Source organism: Rhizobium sp. CRRU65 (assembly GCF_048551595.1).
Lineage (GTDB): Bacteria > Pseudomonadota > Alphaproteobacteria > Rhizobiales > Rhizobiaceae > Rhizobium > Rhizobium leguminosarum_J.
Genome location: NZ_JBLYZH010000006.1, coordinates 137,164 through 152,081 on the forward strand (window position 1 = coordinate 137,164; position 14,918 = coordinate 152,081).

The following is a 14,918-nucleotide window of genomic DNA, read 5'->3' on the forward strand; positions in this document are numbered from 1 at the left end:
AGGAGTTATGATGGACAACCGCTCACCTGCCCTTTTCGTCGGCGATGCGCTGGGATTGGATTTTTTGAATTCGATCGCCACTCCGGTCGATACGCCAGTCGACTGGATCGATGATGGCGAAGGCCTGCTGCGCTGGCTGGAGCAGGCGGGGCTCGTCCCCCACGCGACGCTGGAGGCAATGCGAGCGCAGGCGTTGCCGGGCGAACTCGACAAGGTCGCAGACCAGGCAAGGAGCCTGCGCGAATGGTTCCGGGATTTCGTCCGCAGCCACAAGGGCCGCCCTCTTCCGGCAAATGCCCTGGAGGAGTTGGAGCCGCTGAACCGCCTACTCGAACGTAACGAGGGCTTCAGCCGCATCATCGCAGGACATGCCGATGCCACACTCGCACTTCAACCAATGCGCAAATGGCGCGCACCCGATGCGCTGCTGCTGCCGGTCGGCGAGGCGCTGGCGCAATTCGTCTGCACCGAGGATTTCTCCACGGTGAAGGCCTGCGAAGGGCCGGCCTGCACGTTGCTTTTTGCCGATCACACCCGAGGCCACCGGCGGCGCTGGTGCAGTATGGCTATGTGCGGCAACCGCGCAAAACAGGCAGCTCACCGGCATCGGCTGAAGGCGGATCATCAGTGACGCGCCGTTTGCGGGATCTTCGCGCGGCCAGGCCGGAATCTGCCCTTCAACCGGAATGGGCGTGGAATCCGCCAATATCAGCCAAATCGGACAGAATAATTGATTCGACGGCCTCACCGCGCTGTGGTCCACTGGCCGGTGACATGTATCGCCATTCTTAACGCATCCAAAACCTCAAGGAGCTGAAGATGAGCAATGCCATGCGCAGTGAAACCCCCATTGAGACCCCGAGAACACAGCCCGTTGACACCAAGCTCGAGGTGGTCGTCATCCCCGTTTCCGACGTCGACCGCGCCAAACGTTTTTACGACGGCCTGGGCTGGCGGCTCGACGCCGACTTCGCCAATGATGCCGATTTCCGTGTGATCCAGTTTACCCCGCCCGGTTCCGGCTGCGCGATCATCTTCGGCAAGAACGTCACCGCCGCGCCACCCGGCTCGGCCCAAGGCCTTTACCTTATCGTCTCCGACATCGAAGCCGCCCGCCGCGATCTCATCGCCCGCGGCGTCGAGGTGAGCGAGGTGTTTCATGACGCGGCCGGCGTCTATGCCGGCAAGGACGAACCCTATCTGTTCGGGCGGCTCCGCATTGCCGGCCGCGATCCCGATCACCGCAGCTATCGCTCCTTTGCCTCCTTCAAGGATCCCGATGGCAACGGCTGGCTGTTCCAGGAAGTCACCACGCGCCTGCCAGGACGCATCGACGCCGACGGGACGACATTCACGACCTCGACCGATCTCGCGTCAGCCATGCGCCGTGCGGCGACCGCGCACGGCGAACACGAGAAGCGAAACGGCGGCAAACACGACGACAACTGGCCGGACTGGTACGCCGAATACATGGTCAGCGAACAGGCCGGCAAGCAGCTACCTCTATAGGCGGTGACATCCTCTGAGAAGTAAGGGAACTTCGGTATGGCGCGCGCCATACCGAAACGCTTTATCGTGTCTTCGCCTCACCAATCTCACCGGTCTCCTTGCCGACGTCAGGAGGTCCCCCACCCTCTCGCTGTTGCAGTCAACCGATTATCCCGTCGGCTATATCGGCCCGGACGTCGGATATGAGTCCGCCTCGCGCATTGCGGCTTCGCGCCGGCCCCATCCGCGGGGCGCAGACCGAAGTCGGATATTGGGGTGCGCCGGAAGCCTTCATTGAGATGCGGGAGACTTCTGCGACGTTATCCAATCGGAAAATGCAAGCATGGCTGCTGTTGGCGGCCTCGATTGCAGCCGGGTAAGCCAATAGCTCCCCAATGATATGGTCGTCGGAAAAGGTTGTCTAACAGCCCCCGAGGATAGATGTCTGGAAAACATCGACGGCGGTGCCAGAGCGATCCCCAGTCCTTGCAGGGCCGCTTCCATCATGGCGAGGGAAGAGTCGAAAACGATACCGGCGTTTATCTGTGCCGCCGGAGGGACGTCCGCTGCGGTAAACCACGTGCTCCACTCGTCCGCCCTATAGCTCCGCAAAAGCGTCGCCTCGACCAGATCTGCAGGCGACTTTAAACGCTCGGCCAATTTGGGTGTGCACAGAGGAGAGAGCGGAGCGTCGAACAGACGCAGCGCCTCTGTGCCGTGCCAGGAGCCGCTGCCGAAGCGAATGGCAAAGTCCAGTCCCTCGGCCGCCATATCGACGCGATTATTGTTAGTCGAAACGCGCACATCAATGAACGGATGCTGCTGTTGAAAATCCGAAAGCCTTGGCAACAGCCAGCCGACGGCAAACGTCCCGACCACGCCCAGGAACAGCAATTCCCGAACCTGCCCGGCTTCAATCCGGTCCAGCATGATCGCCATCTGATCGAAGGAATTGGTCAAGGTCGGCAAAAGAGCTTCGCCTTCTGCGGTGATTTTCAAGCCCCTCGGGAGACGCTGAAAAAGGGCAGCCCCCAATCGCTTCTCCAGGCTTTTGACCTGCTGGCTGACAGCGGCCTGGGTAACACAAAGCTCGATCGCGGCGCGGGTGAAGCTGAGATGTCTCGCCGATGCTTCGAAGGCCCTCAAGCCATTTAAGGGGAGGAATTGCCGAACCATCTTAGCCCTAGATTTTCTTGGATCTCCTCCGAGATATCATCGTTTGCTGCCGCAAAACAGTGCCATTAAATGCCGTCCTCATGCGCCTTTGCGCTGATGAAAAGCTGCCTGCGGCGGATGAAAATGAATCGTAATTGGATAAAAATTCTATCGGCCGCATTGGTCTCGACATGCATTTCCACAAGTGGCCTTGCGGCTGACGCGCTGAAACTGAAAGCCATCTCGGACGCCGCGATAAGACCAATCATGGATAAATACGGCATTCCGGGCATGGCCGTTGCCATCGCCGTTGACGGGCAGAACCACATCTTCAACTACGGCGTCGAGTCGAAGGACACGAACAGGCCCGTCAGCCCGGCGACCATGTTCGAACTGGGATCGATCAGCAAAACCTTTACAGTCACCCTCACCTCCTACGCAGACGTGACCGGCCGACTTTCGCTGTCGGACAAGGCAAACAAATATCTGCCGGCGATGAAGGGAAGGCCGTTCGGCGATGTCGTCCTGACGGATTTGGGCACCCATACGGCTGGTGGATTTCCGCTTCAAGTTCCCGATGAAGTCAAAACCGAGAAGCAACTGATGGAGTATCTCGCAACCTGGAAACCCTCATATGCCGCCGGAACGCACCGGACATACGCCAATCCAAGCATCGGGATGCTTGGATATATAACGGCGAAAAGCATGAATGACGGTTTCGTCGCTTTGATGGAAGGCAAATTGTTTCCCTCCCTTGGATTGAAAAGCACGTTTATTGATGTGCCGAAATCGCGGATGGCGGATTATGCCCAAGGCTACAAGCGGAACGGCGAGCCGGCGCGGATGACACCTGCCATTCTTTCGTCCGAGGCCTATGGCGTGAAATCCACAGCAAGCGACATGATCCGGTTCATCGACGCGAACATGGGACTGGTCGAACTGGGCGATAAGCTCCAGCAGGCGATCAATAACACGCATAGGGGATACTTCGATGTCGGCGCGATGACCCAAGACCTTATTTGGGAGCAGTATTCCTATCCGGCGACGCTGACGACGTTGTTGGACAACAATTCCAGCGCGATGCTGAAGACCATTCCCGTCAAGCAACTGACGCCCGCAATGGAACCGCGCGAGGATGTCTGGATCAATAAAACCGGCTCAACGAATGGTTTCGGCGCATATGTCGCGTTCATCCCGAAGGAGCGGCTCGGCATCGTCATTCTGGCCAACAAAAACTATCCCAACGAGGATCGCGTCTCTGCCGCTTACCGGATACTGACTGATATAACGTCGGCGCGCTGACCCGGTAGAGCATGATGCCGAAAAGTGTACGCGGTTTTCGGACAACATCATGCTCTAACTATCTAATTCAGAACAGGATTGAGATTTTAGGCCGCCCCGGCCTAAAATCATCCTGTTCTGGTATCAACGGTCGAAGATGTCGCGCCATTGCTTCTCACCGATCAGGCAGTCGGCGCCCGTCTCGACGCCGGCTGTTTTCTGCACCGTCGCCGGCGGGGATAGGCCACTGATCTCCAGCACCAGCTTGCGGCGCACGGCAACGGCGAAATCCTCGATTTTGCGGACCGGCAGCACGAAGGCGCCGGGACCGCCGATCACACAATCCGCATAATATTTGTCGAGCCCGTTGGGTGCATCGGAGGGCCGCAGCATGATGGCGAGACCATTGATGATCATGCCGGCTTCTACCGCCTTGTCGCGGGCGGGGGTGACGGGATTGCCGGAATTGTTCGGCCCATCGCCGGAGACATCGATCACCTGGCGCCTGGACTGAAAGGGACTGGAAACGATCATGCTGGCGCCCTGGGCGATCGCGGTGGAGATCGATGTGCGCCGCTGCGTGGCAATCGGCCGGGCTTCGAGTTTATCGGCAAAAGCGATCGCATCCTCCTCCGTCTCGATCACCTGCCAGTCGATGACGGAATCCTGAACGACATAGCCAGCCCATTCGAAATAGCTGATGGCGATGCGGCCGGTCAGCCCGTCCTTCACCGCGTCGATGAATTCCTTGTGCTTGAGCGCTTCGACATAACCCTCGCGCTGGATGCCGATCTCCTCGAAGTCCATCGACCGCGAGGTGTCGACGGCAAGCACGAGGGTCACATCGACCTCGCTTCCCCCCGTCTGCGCGATGGGCACGAGGCCGGAAAGACCCATAAGCACCGCAAGTGTCGTCAGCATTGGCAATCCAATCCCTGCGCCATCCAAGCGGGAGAACTCTAACACAGCTTGGCGGACGCTGGACGCTCGCCCGCGCGTGCAGCTTCAATTTTCGGTGATGGATCGGAAGGCCTTCAATGCAAGGGAAGCCACAAGGGAGTATTCCATGCCTTCAGCGCCTCAAGAAAGACCTGCAATCGGGAGGGCAGGAAGCGGCGTGTGGGATAGACGGCGTGCACGAAAATTTCCTCGGACGACCAGTCCGGCAGCAGGCGGATGAGTTCGCCTTTTCTGATCTGCTCGTCGCAATAGGTCGAAGGCAGCAGGCCGATGCCGTGTCCGCGATAGGTGAAGGCGCTTACCGCGTCGAAATCCCGGCTCGATATCGGCCCCGACACATGCAGGTGAACCGATTTGCGACCGCTCACCAGATGCCATTCCGCCTCGCCGTTGCGGCCATTCAAGAGCACGCACTGATGGTCCTTCAGCTCTTCGGGCTTCAAGGGAAGCACCCTGCCCTTCAGATAGTCCGGTGCGGCGACCAGATAACGCACGCTCTTGCCGAGCCGCTGCGCGACGATGGTTGAATCCTTGAGGTCGCCGAAGCGGATGGCGAGATCGATGTTCTCCGCGATCAGATCGAGGAACAGGTTGGTGACGAAGAGGTCAACCTGGATCTTCGGATAGGTCTTCTGGAAAGCCGAGACGAATTCGTAGAAGACCTCCTGTCCGAAGATGACTGGCACGGAGATCTTCAGCAGACCTTCCGGTTTTCTCTGTGTCTCGGTGAGCGCGTGCTCGGCGTCGAGAAGATGGGCGAGCGGTTCGCTGCACCTGTCGTAATAGGCCCGGCCTTGCGCGGTCAGGCTCAGTTTGCGGGTCGTGCGCTGTATAAGCGTCACGCCGAGCTGCTCCTCCAGCGACGTCACCTTCCGGCTGACGGTCGATACCGGCATGCCGAGGGAATGGGCAGCACGGCTGAAGCTACCGTACTGCGCCACTTTCACGAAAACCGCGATGTCGTTCAGATCAGCCATGTTCTGATTTTTGCATGGATGCAAAAGAGAATCCAGATATTTCCATCTAATCGAGTAATGGAGTTTTCGCCATATTCACCTTGCGAAAACAAGACAACCCGATGGAGGCGCGTTCGCAGCAGCCCCATCTCGAGCGACCCCGCCTTTGCAACCGCAAGGCCCGCGTTGCCCGAACCAGATTATGGAGATCAGCATGACTACGAGAAAAACAGTCATCGTGACGGGCGCCTCCCAGGGTATCGGAGCGGGCCTCGTCAACGCTTTCATCCAGCGCGGCTACAATGTCGTTGCTACCTCGCGCCAGGTCAGCGTCTCGGAGGCTTTCCAAGCCTCGGACAGACTGGCGCTTGTCGATGGCGACATCGGCGATGCCGAAACCGCAGCGCGGGTGGCAAGGACAGCAATCGACCGGTTCGGCTCGATCGACGCACTCGTCAACAATGCCGGCATTTTTCTAGCCAAGCCGTTCGTCGAGTTCACCATGGCCGACTTCCAGAAATTGTCCTCGACCAATCTCGAGGGCTTCATCCATCTGACCCAACTGGTCGTCGGACAGATGCTCGCGCAGAAAACGGGCGGTAGCGTCGTCAGCATCACTACGCCATTGACCGATCATCCGATCGCCGGCTTCTCTGCTTCAGTCTCGATGATGACAAAGGGCGGCATCAACGCCATCTCCAAGAACCTGGCGATGGAATATGCGAACGAGGGAATTCGCTTCAACATTGTCGCTCCTGGCGTGGTGGACACGCCGCTGCACAAGGACAATCCGAAGGATTTTCTGAAGACGCTGTCGCCGATGGCAGGCATATCAAACGTCGAGGAGATCGTCGACGCAGTCGTCTTCCTCACCGAAGCGCCGCGCGTAACCGGGGAGGTGCTGCACGTCGACGGCGGCGCACATCTGGGCAGATGGTAGACCATGCGAAAGCGCAGGCAGCCGGCGCGGAACGACGGCTGCAGGAACTCGGCATCACACTTCCCCCGCCGCCGACGCCCTTTGGGGCCTATGTCGAAGCGATAAGGACCGGCAACCTGGTCTTCTTCAGCGGGATGCTGCCGGTCGTCGGCCACGAGCCGCGGTATATAGGCCGCGTCGGCGGCGCGCTGACGGCCGAAGACGGCCGGCAGGCGGCTGAAACGGCAACGCTGAGCGCGCTCGCAGCCGCCAGGGACTATCTCGGCTCGCTGGACAGGGTCGTCAGGGTCGTCAAGCTCGGCATCTATATCGCGACCGAAGGCGATTTCCGCGACCATCCGAAGGTCGCGGACGGCGCATCCGAAATGCTGCTTGCGGTCTTCGGCGAGGAGAAGCTCTCCGGCCGCGTCGTGCTCGGCGTCGCTAGCCTGCCTTTAGGTGTGCCGATCGAACTTGAACTTGTCCTTGAGGTCGAGGGCTGAATGGGGGCGGTACCGGCGCGGCATCGTCCGAGGTCCCTTATCCTGAGGCGCGTAGCCCGCAGGGCGAAGCCTCGAAGGACACGCTCCGGCACTGCTCCTTGCATCTACCGACCGCCGGCGCACCCGCCTCGTCCTTCGAGGCCCCTGCGGGGCGCCTCAGGATGAGGCTCTCGTGAGCGCGGCCGCGGCCGACCGATAAGCTCAAAGCATCACACCCTCACACCGCCACCAACAGCAGCACATAGGCGATCACGCTCACCATCAGCCCGCGGAACGCGAAGGTGACGCAGCGGTATTTGCTGCGGGCGATAGCAGAGAGGATGTTGGCGTTTTCGAGATATTGGTCGAAGAGGTAGCGCTCGTCGCGCCGCAGTGCCGCCTCGAAGAACAGGTCGCGATGGTTCTGCCAGGCGCCCCAGAACAGCGAGGTAGATGTGTCCAAACGGCGCGGCAGCACGACGAGGATCGCCGATAGGATGGAAAAGACCGAGGCGGCGGCAAGCAGGCCCGAGAAGAGCATGCTCCCTGGTGTCCCGGTCGCGTAACGCGCCAGGCTGAAGACCGCCCTCACCTCGCTGGAACTCACCAGGAAGGCCAGCATAAAAGTAAAGATATAGGCGGCTTTCTGGTCTGAGATCTTGATCTGATCGTAGAATATGTCGTTGATTTTCTTGATATGGTCAAAATACCCGACACCAATGTCACCTGTCGACGGTTCGCTTGGCATAAGTTCAGTTGCACTCTCGAATTCGCTCACATGAATACTCCACCCAACAAGTGTTTCCCTGATATTACACTTCACAGAGAATTCAAGAACACGTGCGCAATGTGCTTGACTTTTCTTTTCTACATGGACAAAGGGGAAGCGGGAGTTGGGGTTGGGTCATGCTGGGTCGCTGGAAAAACATCTGTCGCGCCGGGGTGGCGCTTGCGCTTGCCGTGCCGGGCTTTTCGCCGGCCGCGGCTGACCCGGTGCAGCGTGCAACACCGGTGGCCGGTTCCGTCATCGCCCGCAAGACCGGCGAAGAAGTCCGCTTCATCGACGTGTCGAACTGGCGTGTCGTCGACATCAATCAGGATCTGCTGACCGGCGACGTGCTGCGCACCAACGCCAACGGCCAGCTCGCCATCGTCTTTTCCGATCACACCCAGGTTCGCCTCGGCCGCAATTCCTCGTTGCAGGTCAAGAAGATGGCCGCGAGCGGCGACACGACGCTGGAGCTGCAATCGGGAACGATCTGGGCGCGCGCCGAGCGCGGCGGCCAGGGCCTGACGGTGGAAACGCCGGCCGCCGCGGCCGCAATCCGCGGCACCGACTGGACGATGACGGTCGAGGGCAACAAGACTTCGATGATTGTGCTCGAGGGCCGCGTCGCGCTCAGCAACCCGCAGGGCAGCGTCGAGGTGAACGAGGGCGAAGGGGCTGTGGCGACCATCGGCCAGGCGCCGAGCAAGATCATCAGCGTCAATCCTGACGACCGAGAACAGATGCTCTTCTATCTTGACCTGCGCGACGGCTTCGACCTGATGCCGACTTCGCCGCTACGGGCCGACCGCATGGCGACCGAACGCCGCCGCCTGTTGGCGCTGCCGCCGGAACGCCGCACGACCGAAGACTGGCTGGCACTTGCCGAAGTTCAGAGCGCCTTCGACGGACGCCGGGCTGCAGCGGCAACGCTGACGAATATCCGCGACCGCAAACTGACGGCAGCCCAGCAGGCGCGCGTCGACCTGATCGACGCCACCATCGCCGGCTCGGAAAAGCGTTATGGCGATGCCGCCAAGCTCTTCCAGAAGGCCCTGCCGCATCTCGACCCGACACGCCGCAACATGGCGCAATATGGCGGCTATTTCGCCCGCTCGCTGGCCGAGCCTGCCCATGCCGAACAGCCGCCCGCGAATACCACCGGCCCCTATGGCGCGATCATGCAGGCCTATACGACAGGCTTCCTAAAAAACCCACACGCAGCGCTCGAGATCATAAAGAAAGCGGAGCAACGCTATCCCGATGATCCGACCCTGCCGGCGGTCCGCGCCCAGTTGGCGGAGCTCACCGACGACCGTGAGCAGATGAAGGAAGCGATAGAACGCTCGCTGTCGCTCGACCCTGACCATCCGATGGCGCTCTCCGCCCGCGCGAGTTACAAGGCGGTCTATCAGAGCGACGTCAACGGCGCGCTTGCCGATCTGAACCGCGCCATCGAACTTGCCCCCGGCGGTTCAGGCACGCTGAATTCGCTCGGCCTGCTGCAGAGTTCGCGCGATGCTAATGGCGAAGCGGAAAAAGCCTTCAAGGAGGCGATCGAGCTCGATCCGCAGGACCCCTTGCTGCGCGCGAATCTCGCAATCCTCTATCTCGATCAGGGGCGCATGAAGGAAGCCAAGCACGAGATCGACACGGCAATTGCGCTCGATCCATCCTTCGATATCGCCCTGCTCGCCCGCGGCCGATACTACCTGCAAACTGGCGAGCGCGATAAGGCGCTGCAAGATTTGCTCGCCGCCAGCACCGCCAACCCGGCGCATTCGCAATCACAGCTGATGCTCGCCGCCGCCCATTACGAAAAAGGCGACCGCATTCCTTCCCAGCAGGCGCTCGACAATGCCGACCGGCTCGACAAGAACGACCCGGTTATCTCGGCCTTCCGCACCGCCGTCGATATCGACGATTACGACGCCGACGGCGCGATCCGCAACGCGCAGGAATTCCTGCGCCGCTCGCGCGCCCGCGGCGGCGATTACAGCTCGCTCGGCGCCAATGCGAGTGCTGGTTCTACGCTCAACAACGCCTTCCGCCTGCAGGGCCTAGATGCCTGGGGCCGCTATTACGGCGATGCCGTCTTCGATCCCTTCAGCGGCACCGGTTATATCGATCAAACGATCAAGGGTAGCATCTTTCCTTTCGTCAACGCGACCAGCTTCAGCGACGACAATATCATCCAAAACCGCGGCAACGCGTCGAGCTACTCATCCTTCATCCAGGGCCTGTTGCTTTCGCCGCACATGCTTTCCGGCCGCTCGCGCTCGGCAACGCTGTTCGATGTCCCCTTCATCGAAGGCTCGCTTGGCGGCGGCATCAACAGCGTCGACGGCCACACGAGACGCATCGGCGAGGCCGATATCCAAGGTTATTCGAACGCGACGATCCCAATCAGCTTCTATGGCAACCTGACCTGGGAAGAGCTGGCGCTCGACCGCGACTACCAGGATTTCGGCGGTGTCCAGACGGATAACAAGCTGCTAAGCGCCAACGGTTATCTGACGGCAACGGTCACACCTGATGATCGCGTGGTAGCCTTCGTCAACCACGGCAAGAATGATGGAGCGCTGAGCGCCTTGTCGTCAAACACCGGGTTCATGGAACTCGTGTTCCGTGTCCCTATCCCTCTGCCTCTCTACACGACAGAGGAGACTGTACGAGAAAGCACATATGCCGGCATCGGCTGGAGCCACACTTTTGCGTATGAAAACGTGTTGAATGGAGCGCTGCTTTATTCAGGAAGCAAATCGAATACCAGCAGCGTGCTTGATGTCGACCTGGACCCAGTGTTTATCGGCAGAGGGGTTCCCTTCATCATTCCCTTTGCCAGCGTCACTCAGGAAAGCGAATCCCAAACCTATATCGGCGCTTTGAGCCATTCCATAGGTGCCGGGCCTTTGACATTTCGCTACGGCATCGAAGGCGGCTGGATGGATGCCAGCAGCACCGTCGATACGACGCTTCTGGGCTTGACGGCGCCCCTCGATCACAATGAGAACACCATCGATATCGGCCGCGGCTATGTCGATGTGCTACATGAGATCACGCCGGATCTTAAGGGCGAATACGCCTTGTTTGCCACGCGCCTGGAGGGCGACGGCATCGATATCACCCGGCTGGAGCCGCGCTTCGGCCTCGCCTGGGCGCCGGTTCCAAACCACTGGCTGCGTGCTGCCTTCATGCGTCAGAGCTTTGATATTGGGATTCCGACCCTTGCCCCCATCGGCGTTCTCGGGCTGCAAGCCAACCAGTTTTCCACCAATCCGCGAGGTTACACGGATACGGTCGCCCTGCAGTGGGATGCCGAATGGACCGACCGCTTCTTCACCTCGGTCGAGTACCAGCACCAGGAGCTGCATGATTTCTCGATCGATTTTCCGCTGATCTCGCTTCCCTCGGATAGCAGCCTGCCGATCTCGCGCGGCAGCATCGATCGGGCTGCCGTCACAGCAAACGTCGTGCTCGGCCATGGTTTCGGCCTTTCGGCTACCTATGCCTACATGGATTCGGAAAACCGGGATCCACTTGAGCCGATCTATGGCGGCCCTCTTCCCTTCATACCGCAGAATTCAGGGCAGATTGCGCTGACCTGGGTCAACGAAGCCAAGGTCAAGGCGACGGTCGCCGCCAACTATATCGGCGAGCGCGACGGCGATCGGTTCGGCACCAAGCTCGACGATTACTGGAGCCTCGACGCCCACCTGATCTGGGAACCGTTCGACAAGCGCATCGAGCTGGAGGCGGCCGCCTATAACCTGCTCGACGAGGACTTCGAGATCACCCCCGGTGTGCCCGGCTGGGGCCGCGCCTTCAAGGGCACGCTCAAAGTCCGCTTCTGATGCGGCTGCGGGACAAACCTCGGCAGGCCAGTCACACCAGGGGCCGCCATCTCAGGCTGCTCGTGCTGTCGCTGACGACGCTGATCGCCATCTCGCTGCTGTCGCGCCTGCCCGCCTGGTCACTGCTCGAGCTCAGAAGCTTCGACTATCTCTCGACCGTCGACGATCCCCGTCCGCCACCCGGCGGACCCGTCATCGTCGCGATCGACGAACCCTCGCTTGCCGATATCAACGCGCAATGGCCCTGGCCGCGCAGTCTTCATGCCCAGCTCGTCACCCAGTTGCGCGCCGCCGGCGCCCGCGTCATCGGCTTCGACATCATCCTGGCCGAACCCTCGACGCCGGAGAACGACAACGCGATCACTAACGCCGTCGGCCCGGATGTCGTCCTTGCCGGCGACGAGACGTTGATCGAGACGCCGCAGGCCTCGCAACTGATCCGTGCGACACCGCTGCCGCAGTTGACCGAGGCAGGTGCCGTGACTGGCATCGCCTCCGTCGAACTCAGTGGCGACGGCACCTTCCGGCGTATTCCGGGCTATGAGGACGGCTTTGCCGCCATGCTGGCCAAGGTCGCCGGCGTGGCCCCCGAGACTCTGCCCGCCGGCCGGCTCATCCAGTCCTTCGGCCCCGCCCGCAGCTATCCCACCGTCTCCTACTACCAGGCGCTCGACCCGAAGAAGCTGCTGCCGCCGGATTATTTCAAGGACCGTGTCGTGCTGGTCGGCCTCAGCCTGCAGAATGCGCCGGCGATCGACAAAGGTGGCGTCGATGCCTTTGCGACGCCCTACACGGTTCATACCGGCAAGCTCGTCTCCGGCGTCGAGATCCAGGCGACGATCTACGACAATATCCGCAGCGGCCTGTCGATCGCGGAAGCCCGGCTGCCGACGGTCGCTGCCTGCATCCTGATATCGGTGCTGCTGGCCGCCACCACCGTCTGGCGCTCGACGGGATGGCTGACGATCGTAACGAGCGCGGCGGCGCTGCTCGCCTTCGCCGCCGTCAGTGCCGCCGGTATGCGGCTAACCCATATCTTCGTCTCGCCGCTTGGGCCGACGGTCGCCTATATCTCTGTCGTCTTCGGCCAGGCCGCCTTCGATTTTGCCGAGGAGCGCCGCAACAAGCGCCAAATCACCCGCGCCTTTGCCCAATATATCTCGCCCGATCTAGTCAGGCGCCTGTCGAGCGATCCCTCGCAGCTGAAGCTCGGCGGCGAGCGGCGCACCCTCTCGGTGCTTTTCTCAGACGTACGCGGCTTCACCACCATCGCCGAGACGCTGAAGGACGACCCCGAGCAGCTGACCGGCCTGATCAACCGGCTGCTGACGCCGCTTTCCGACGTGGTGATGGACCATGGCGGGACGATCGACAAATATATGGGCGATTGCATCATGGCCTTCTGGAACGCGCCGCTCGACGATCCCGATCATGCCCTGCACGCCGTCAAAGCCTCGCTTGCCATGCAGGCGGCGATATCGAGCCTTAACCGCGAGCTCGAGCAAGAGGCGGCGATGCGGGGCGGCAGGCCGCATGTGTTGAAGATGGGCGTCGGCATCAACACCGGCGAATGCATCGTCGGCAATATGGGCTCGACCCGCCGCTTCGACTATTCCTGCCTCGGCGACAGCGTCAACCTCGCCTCCCGCCTCGAAGGCGCCTCGAAGAATTATGGCGTGGCCCTGCTACTCGGCGAGGAGACCGCAAGGCTGGTCGCCAGCATCTACACCGTCGTCGAGCTCGACCGCATCATCGTCAAGGGCCGCACCGCGCCCTCGCCTGTCTATACCGTCGTGCACAAGGCCGAAGCCGAAGCCCTCGCCGCCCATCGGGCTTTTCTCGAGGCGAAATACACCGGCACGCTTGCGCCATCCGACCCCGCTTTCGACAGGCTGGCCGCCGATATCCCAGGGCTTTCCGGCTACTACGCGATCATGCGGGATGCGTTGGCCGGATCCGGTGAGGAATGACCATCACTTTCGGGGGGCGAATGCCACCGGCAGCTCTGCGTCCTAAGGGCGGCAAATCAGCTCGCCAAGGTCAGGCCGCCGTAACGACTGACTTCATTTTCGATTTCTGCGACCAGAGTATCGAGCGCAGGATTTCGCGCCTTACGGGCCCGACGCACCACATAGGCCAGGGCGGGAGGCGTGGGCAGCCGGTTGGTAATGATATCCATCGCGGGACGCAGGTGGCGCCCGTTCAGAAGCGCCACACCCAGGCCTGAGGTGACTGCCGAGACGATTCCGGCGGCGCTGGTGCACTCAAACACCGTCTCGAAAAGGGTGTCGTCATCTTGGCCGATATCGAGTGCCCATTGGCGATAGAAGCATTCGTCGTCGAAAGACAGGAATGGAATCGGACCACTCGGTGGCAGAGCCAGGTCGGAATGTTTCACCCAGTAGAGCTGCTCCCGGAAAAGCACGATATCGGTCGGGCGAACCTCATGGGCAAAGATCTGCACGATCGCAGCGTCGAGCTCTCCTTGCTCCAGCATCGCCCGTAGAACCAAACTCATCCTGACCTTGGTGCGCACGGCGACATCAGGATGGAGGCGGCGAAACCGGCCCAATATGCGGGCGAGATCGGTACACGTGGTGTCCTCGGTCAGCCCGAGGGCGATGCGTCCTGCGAGCGGCGTTTTCGTCAGGCTGAGAAGCGCTTCGTCATGAAGACCGAGAATGCGTTCGGCGTAAACCAGCAAATCCTCGCCGGCGGCTGTGAACACAGGCGCTCCCGGCTTGCGGCTGAGAAGATCACAATCGAGGCTGACTTCAAGCCGCTTGATCTTGTGGCTGACGGCCGATTGCGACAGACCCAGCGCCTCGGCAGCGCGAGTGATGCCGCCATGACGGCGAACGGACCAAAGGACCCGTAGCGCGTCTATTTCCAATCGTCGGCTGTTGAGTTCGGTCAAGGCAGGCACTCTCCGCTGACTATGCTGCAAAGCCTATGCATGGAGGTGGTGACGTTGGCAAGCCACCATCGATAAATCAATCATCCTGTCATGTCGTCATCGAAATTTGTCATGTGCGAGGTCGATCCCTTTGGCCTATG

General features: G+C 60.8%; 12 protein-coding genes. 7 read left to right on the plus strand and 5 right to left on the minus strand.

The window, feature by feature from the left end; all coding sequences use genetic code 11:
- Positions 1-10: 10 nt before the first annotated feature.
- Positions 11-631, plus strand: a complete 621-nt coding sequence (locus tag ACM5SV_RS14510) for a CGNR zinc finger domain-containing protein (protein WP_222014143.1) — start codon at positions 11-13, stop codon at positions 629-631.
- 188 nt (positions 632-819) lie between these two features.
- Positions 820-1,509, plus strand: coding sequence for a VOC family protein (locus tag ACM5SV_RS14515; protein ID WP_222014144.1), 690 nt, complete (start codon positions 820-822; stop codon positions 1,507-1,509).
- Between the two features lie 270 nt (positions 1,510-1,779).
- Here the strand turns inward: ACM5SV_RS14515 and ACM5SV_RS14520 are convergent, their stop codons facing one another.
- The gene (locus tag ACM5SV_RS14520) at positions 1,780-2,664 is read right to left on the minus strand and encodes a LysR family transcriptional regulator (protein ID WP_017994611.1); all 885 of its coding nucleotides are present in this window, start codon (positions 2,662-2,664) and stop codon (positions 1,780-1,782) included.
- Positions 2,665-2,787: 123 nt separating this feature from the next.
- Between ACM5SV_RS14520 and ampC the strand changes: the two genes are divergently transcribed.
- Positions 2,788-3,945, plus strand: a complete 1,158-nt coding sequence (ampC, locus tag ACM5SV_RS14525) for a class C beta-lactamase (protein WP_128440344.1) — start codon at positions 2,788-2,790, stop codon at positions 3,943-3,945.
- Between the two features lie 123 nt (positions 3,946-4,068).
- Here the strand turns inward: ampC and ACM5SV_RS14530 are convergent, their stop codons facing one another.
- Together ACM5SV_RS14530 and ACM5SV_RS14535 are read right to left on the minus strand one after the other, a co-directional pair.
- A complete protein-coding gene (locus tag ACM5SV_RS14530; RefSeq protein ID WP_017994613.1) occupies positions 4,069-4,845 on the minus strand; it encodes a DUF1194 domain-containing protein in 777 nt (258 codons plus the stop codon).
- A gap of 113 nt (positions 4,846-4,958) precedes the next feature.
- Positions 4,959-5,861 carry a LysR family transcriptional regulator gene (locus ACM5SV_RS14535; RefSeq protein ID WP_128407677.1) on the minus strand — a complete coding sequence of 301 codons (903 nt, stop codon included), beginning with the start codon at positions 5,859-5,861 and terminating at the stop codon, positions 4,959-4,961.
- A 193-nt stretch (positions 5,862-6,054) separates the two neighbouring features.
- Between ACM5SV_RS14535 and ACM5SV_RS14540 the strand changes: the two genes are divergently transcribed.
- Positions 6,055-6,780 carry an SDR family NAD(P)-dependent oxidoreductase gene (locus ACM5SV_RS14540; protein WP_113548037.1) on the plus strand — a complete coding sequence of 242 codons (726 nt, stop codon included), beginning with the start codon at positions 6,055-6,057 and terminating at the stop codon, positions 6,778-6,780.
- Positions 6,774-7,262: a RidA family protein gene (locus tag ACM5SV_RS14545; RefSeq protein WP_012758143.1), complete on the plus strand. Its 489-nt coding sequence runs from the start codon at positions 6,774-6,776 to the stop codon at positions 7,260-7,262. Before ACM5SV_RS14540 ends, ACM5SV_RS14545 begins: the two co-directional genes overlap by 7 nt.
- A gap of 217 nt (positions 7,263-7,479) precedes the next feature.
- On the opposite strand, the gene ACM5SV_RS14550 is transcribed toward ACM5SV_RS14545, so the two are convergent.
- On the minus strand, positions 7,480-8,019 hold the full coding sequence (locus tag ACM5SV_RS14550; RefSeq protein WP_012758144.1) for a Pycsar system effector family protein: 540 nt from the start codon (positions 8,017-8,019) through the stop codon (positions 7,480-7,482).
- A gap of 128 nt (positions 8,020-8,147) precedes the next feature.
- On the opposite strand from ACM5SV_RS14550, the gene ACM5SV_RS14555 reads away from it, so the two are divergent.
- A complete protein-coding gene (locus ACM5SV_RS14555; protein WP_128407679.1) occupies positions 8,148-11,861 on the plus strand; it encodes a FecR domain-containing protein in 3,714 nt (1,237 codons plus the stop codon).
- A complete protein-coding gene (locus ACM5SV_RS14560; protein WP_012758146.1) occupies positions 11,861-13,831 on the plus strand; it encodes a CHASE2 domain-containing protein in 1,971 nt (656 codons plus the stop codon). The genes ACM5SV_RS14555 and ACM5SV_RS14560 overlap by 1 nt, the downstream gene beginning before the upstream one ends.
- A gap of 56 nt (positions 13,832-13,887) precedes the next feature.
- Here ACM5SV_RS14560 and ACM5SV_RS14565 read toward each other — a convergent pair whose 3' ends face one another.
- Positions 13,888-14,778: a LysR family transcriptional regulator gene (locus ACM5SV_RS14565; RefSeq protein ID WP_113548035.1), complete on the minus strand. Its 891-nt coding sequence runs from the start codon at positions 14,776-14,778 to the stop codon at positions 13,888-13,890.
- Between the last annotated feature and the right edge of the window lie 140 nt (positions 14,779-14,918).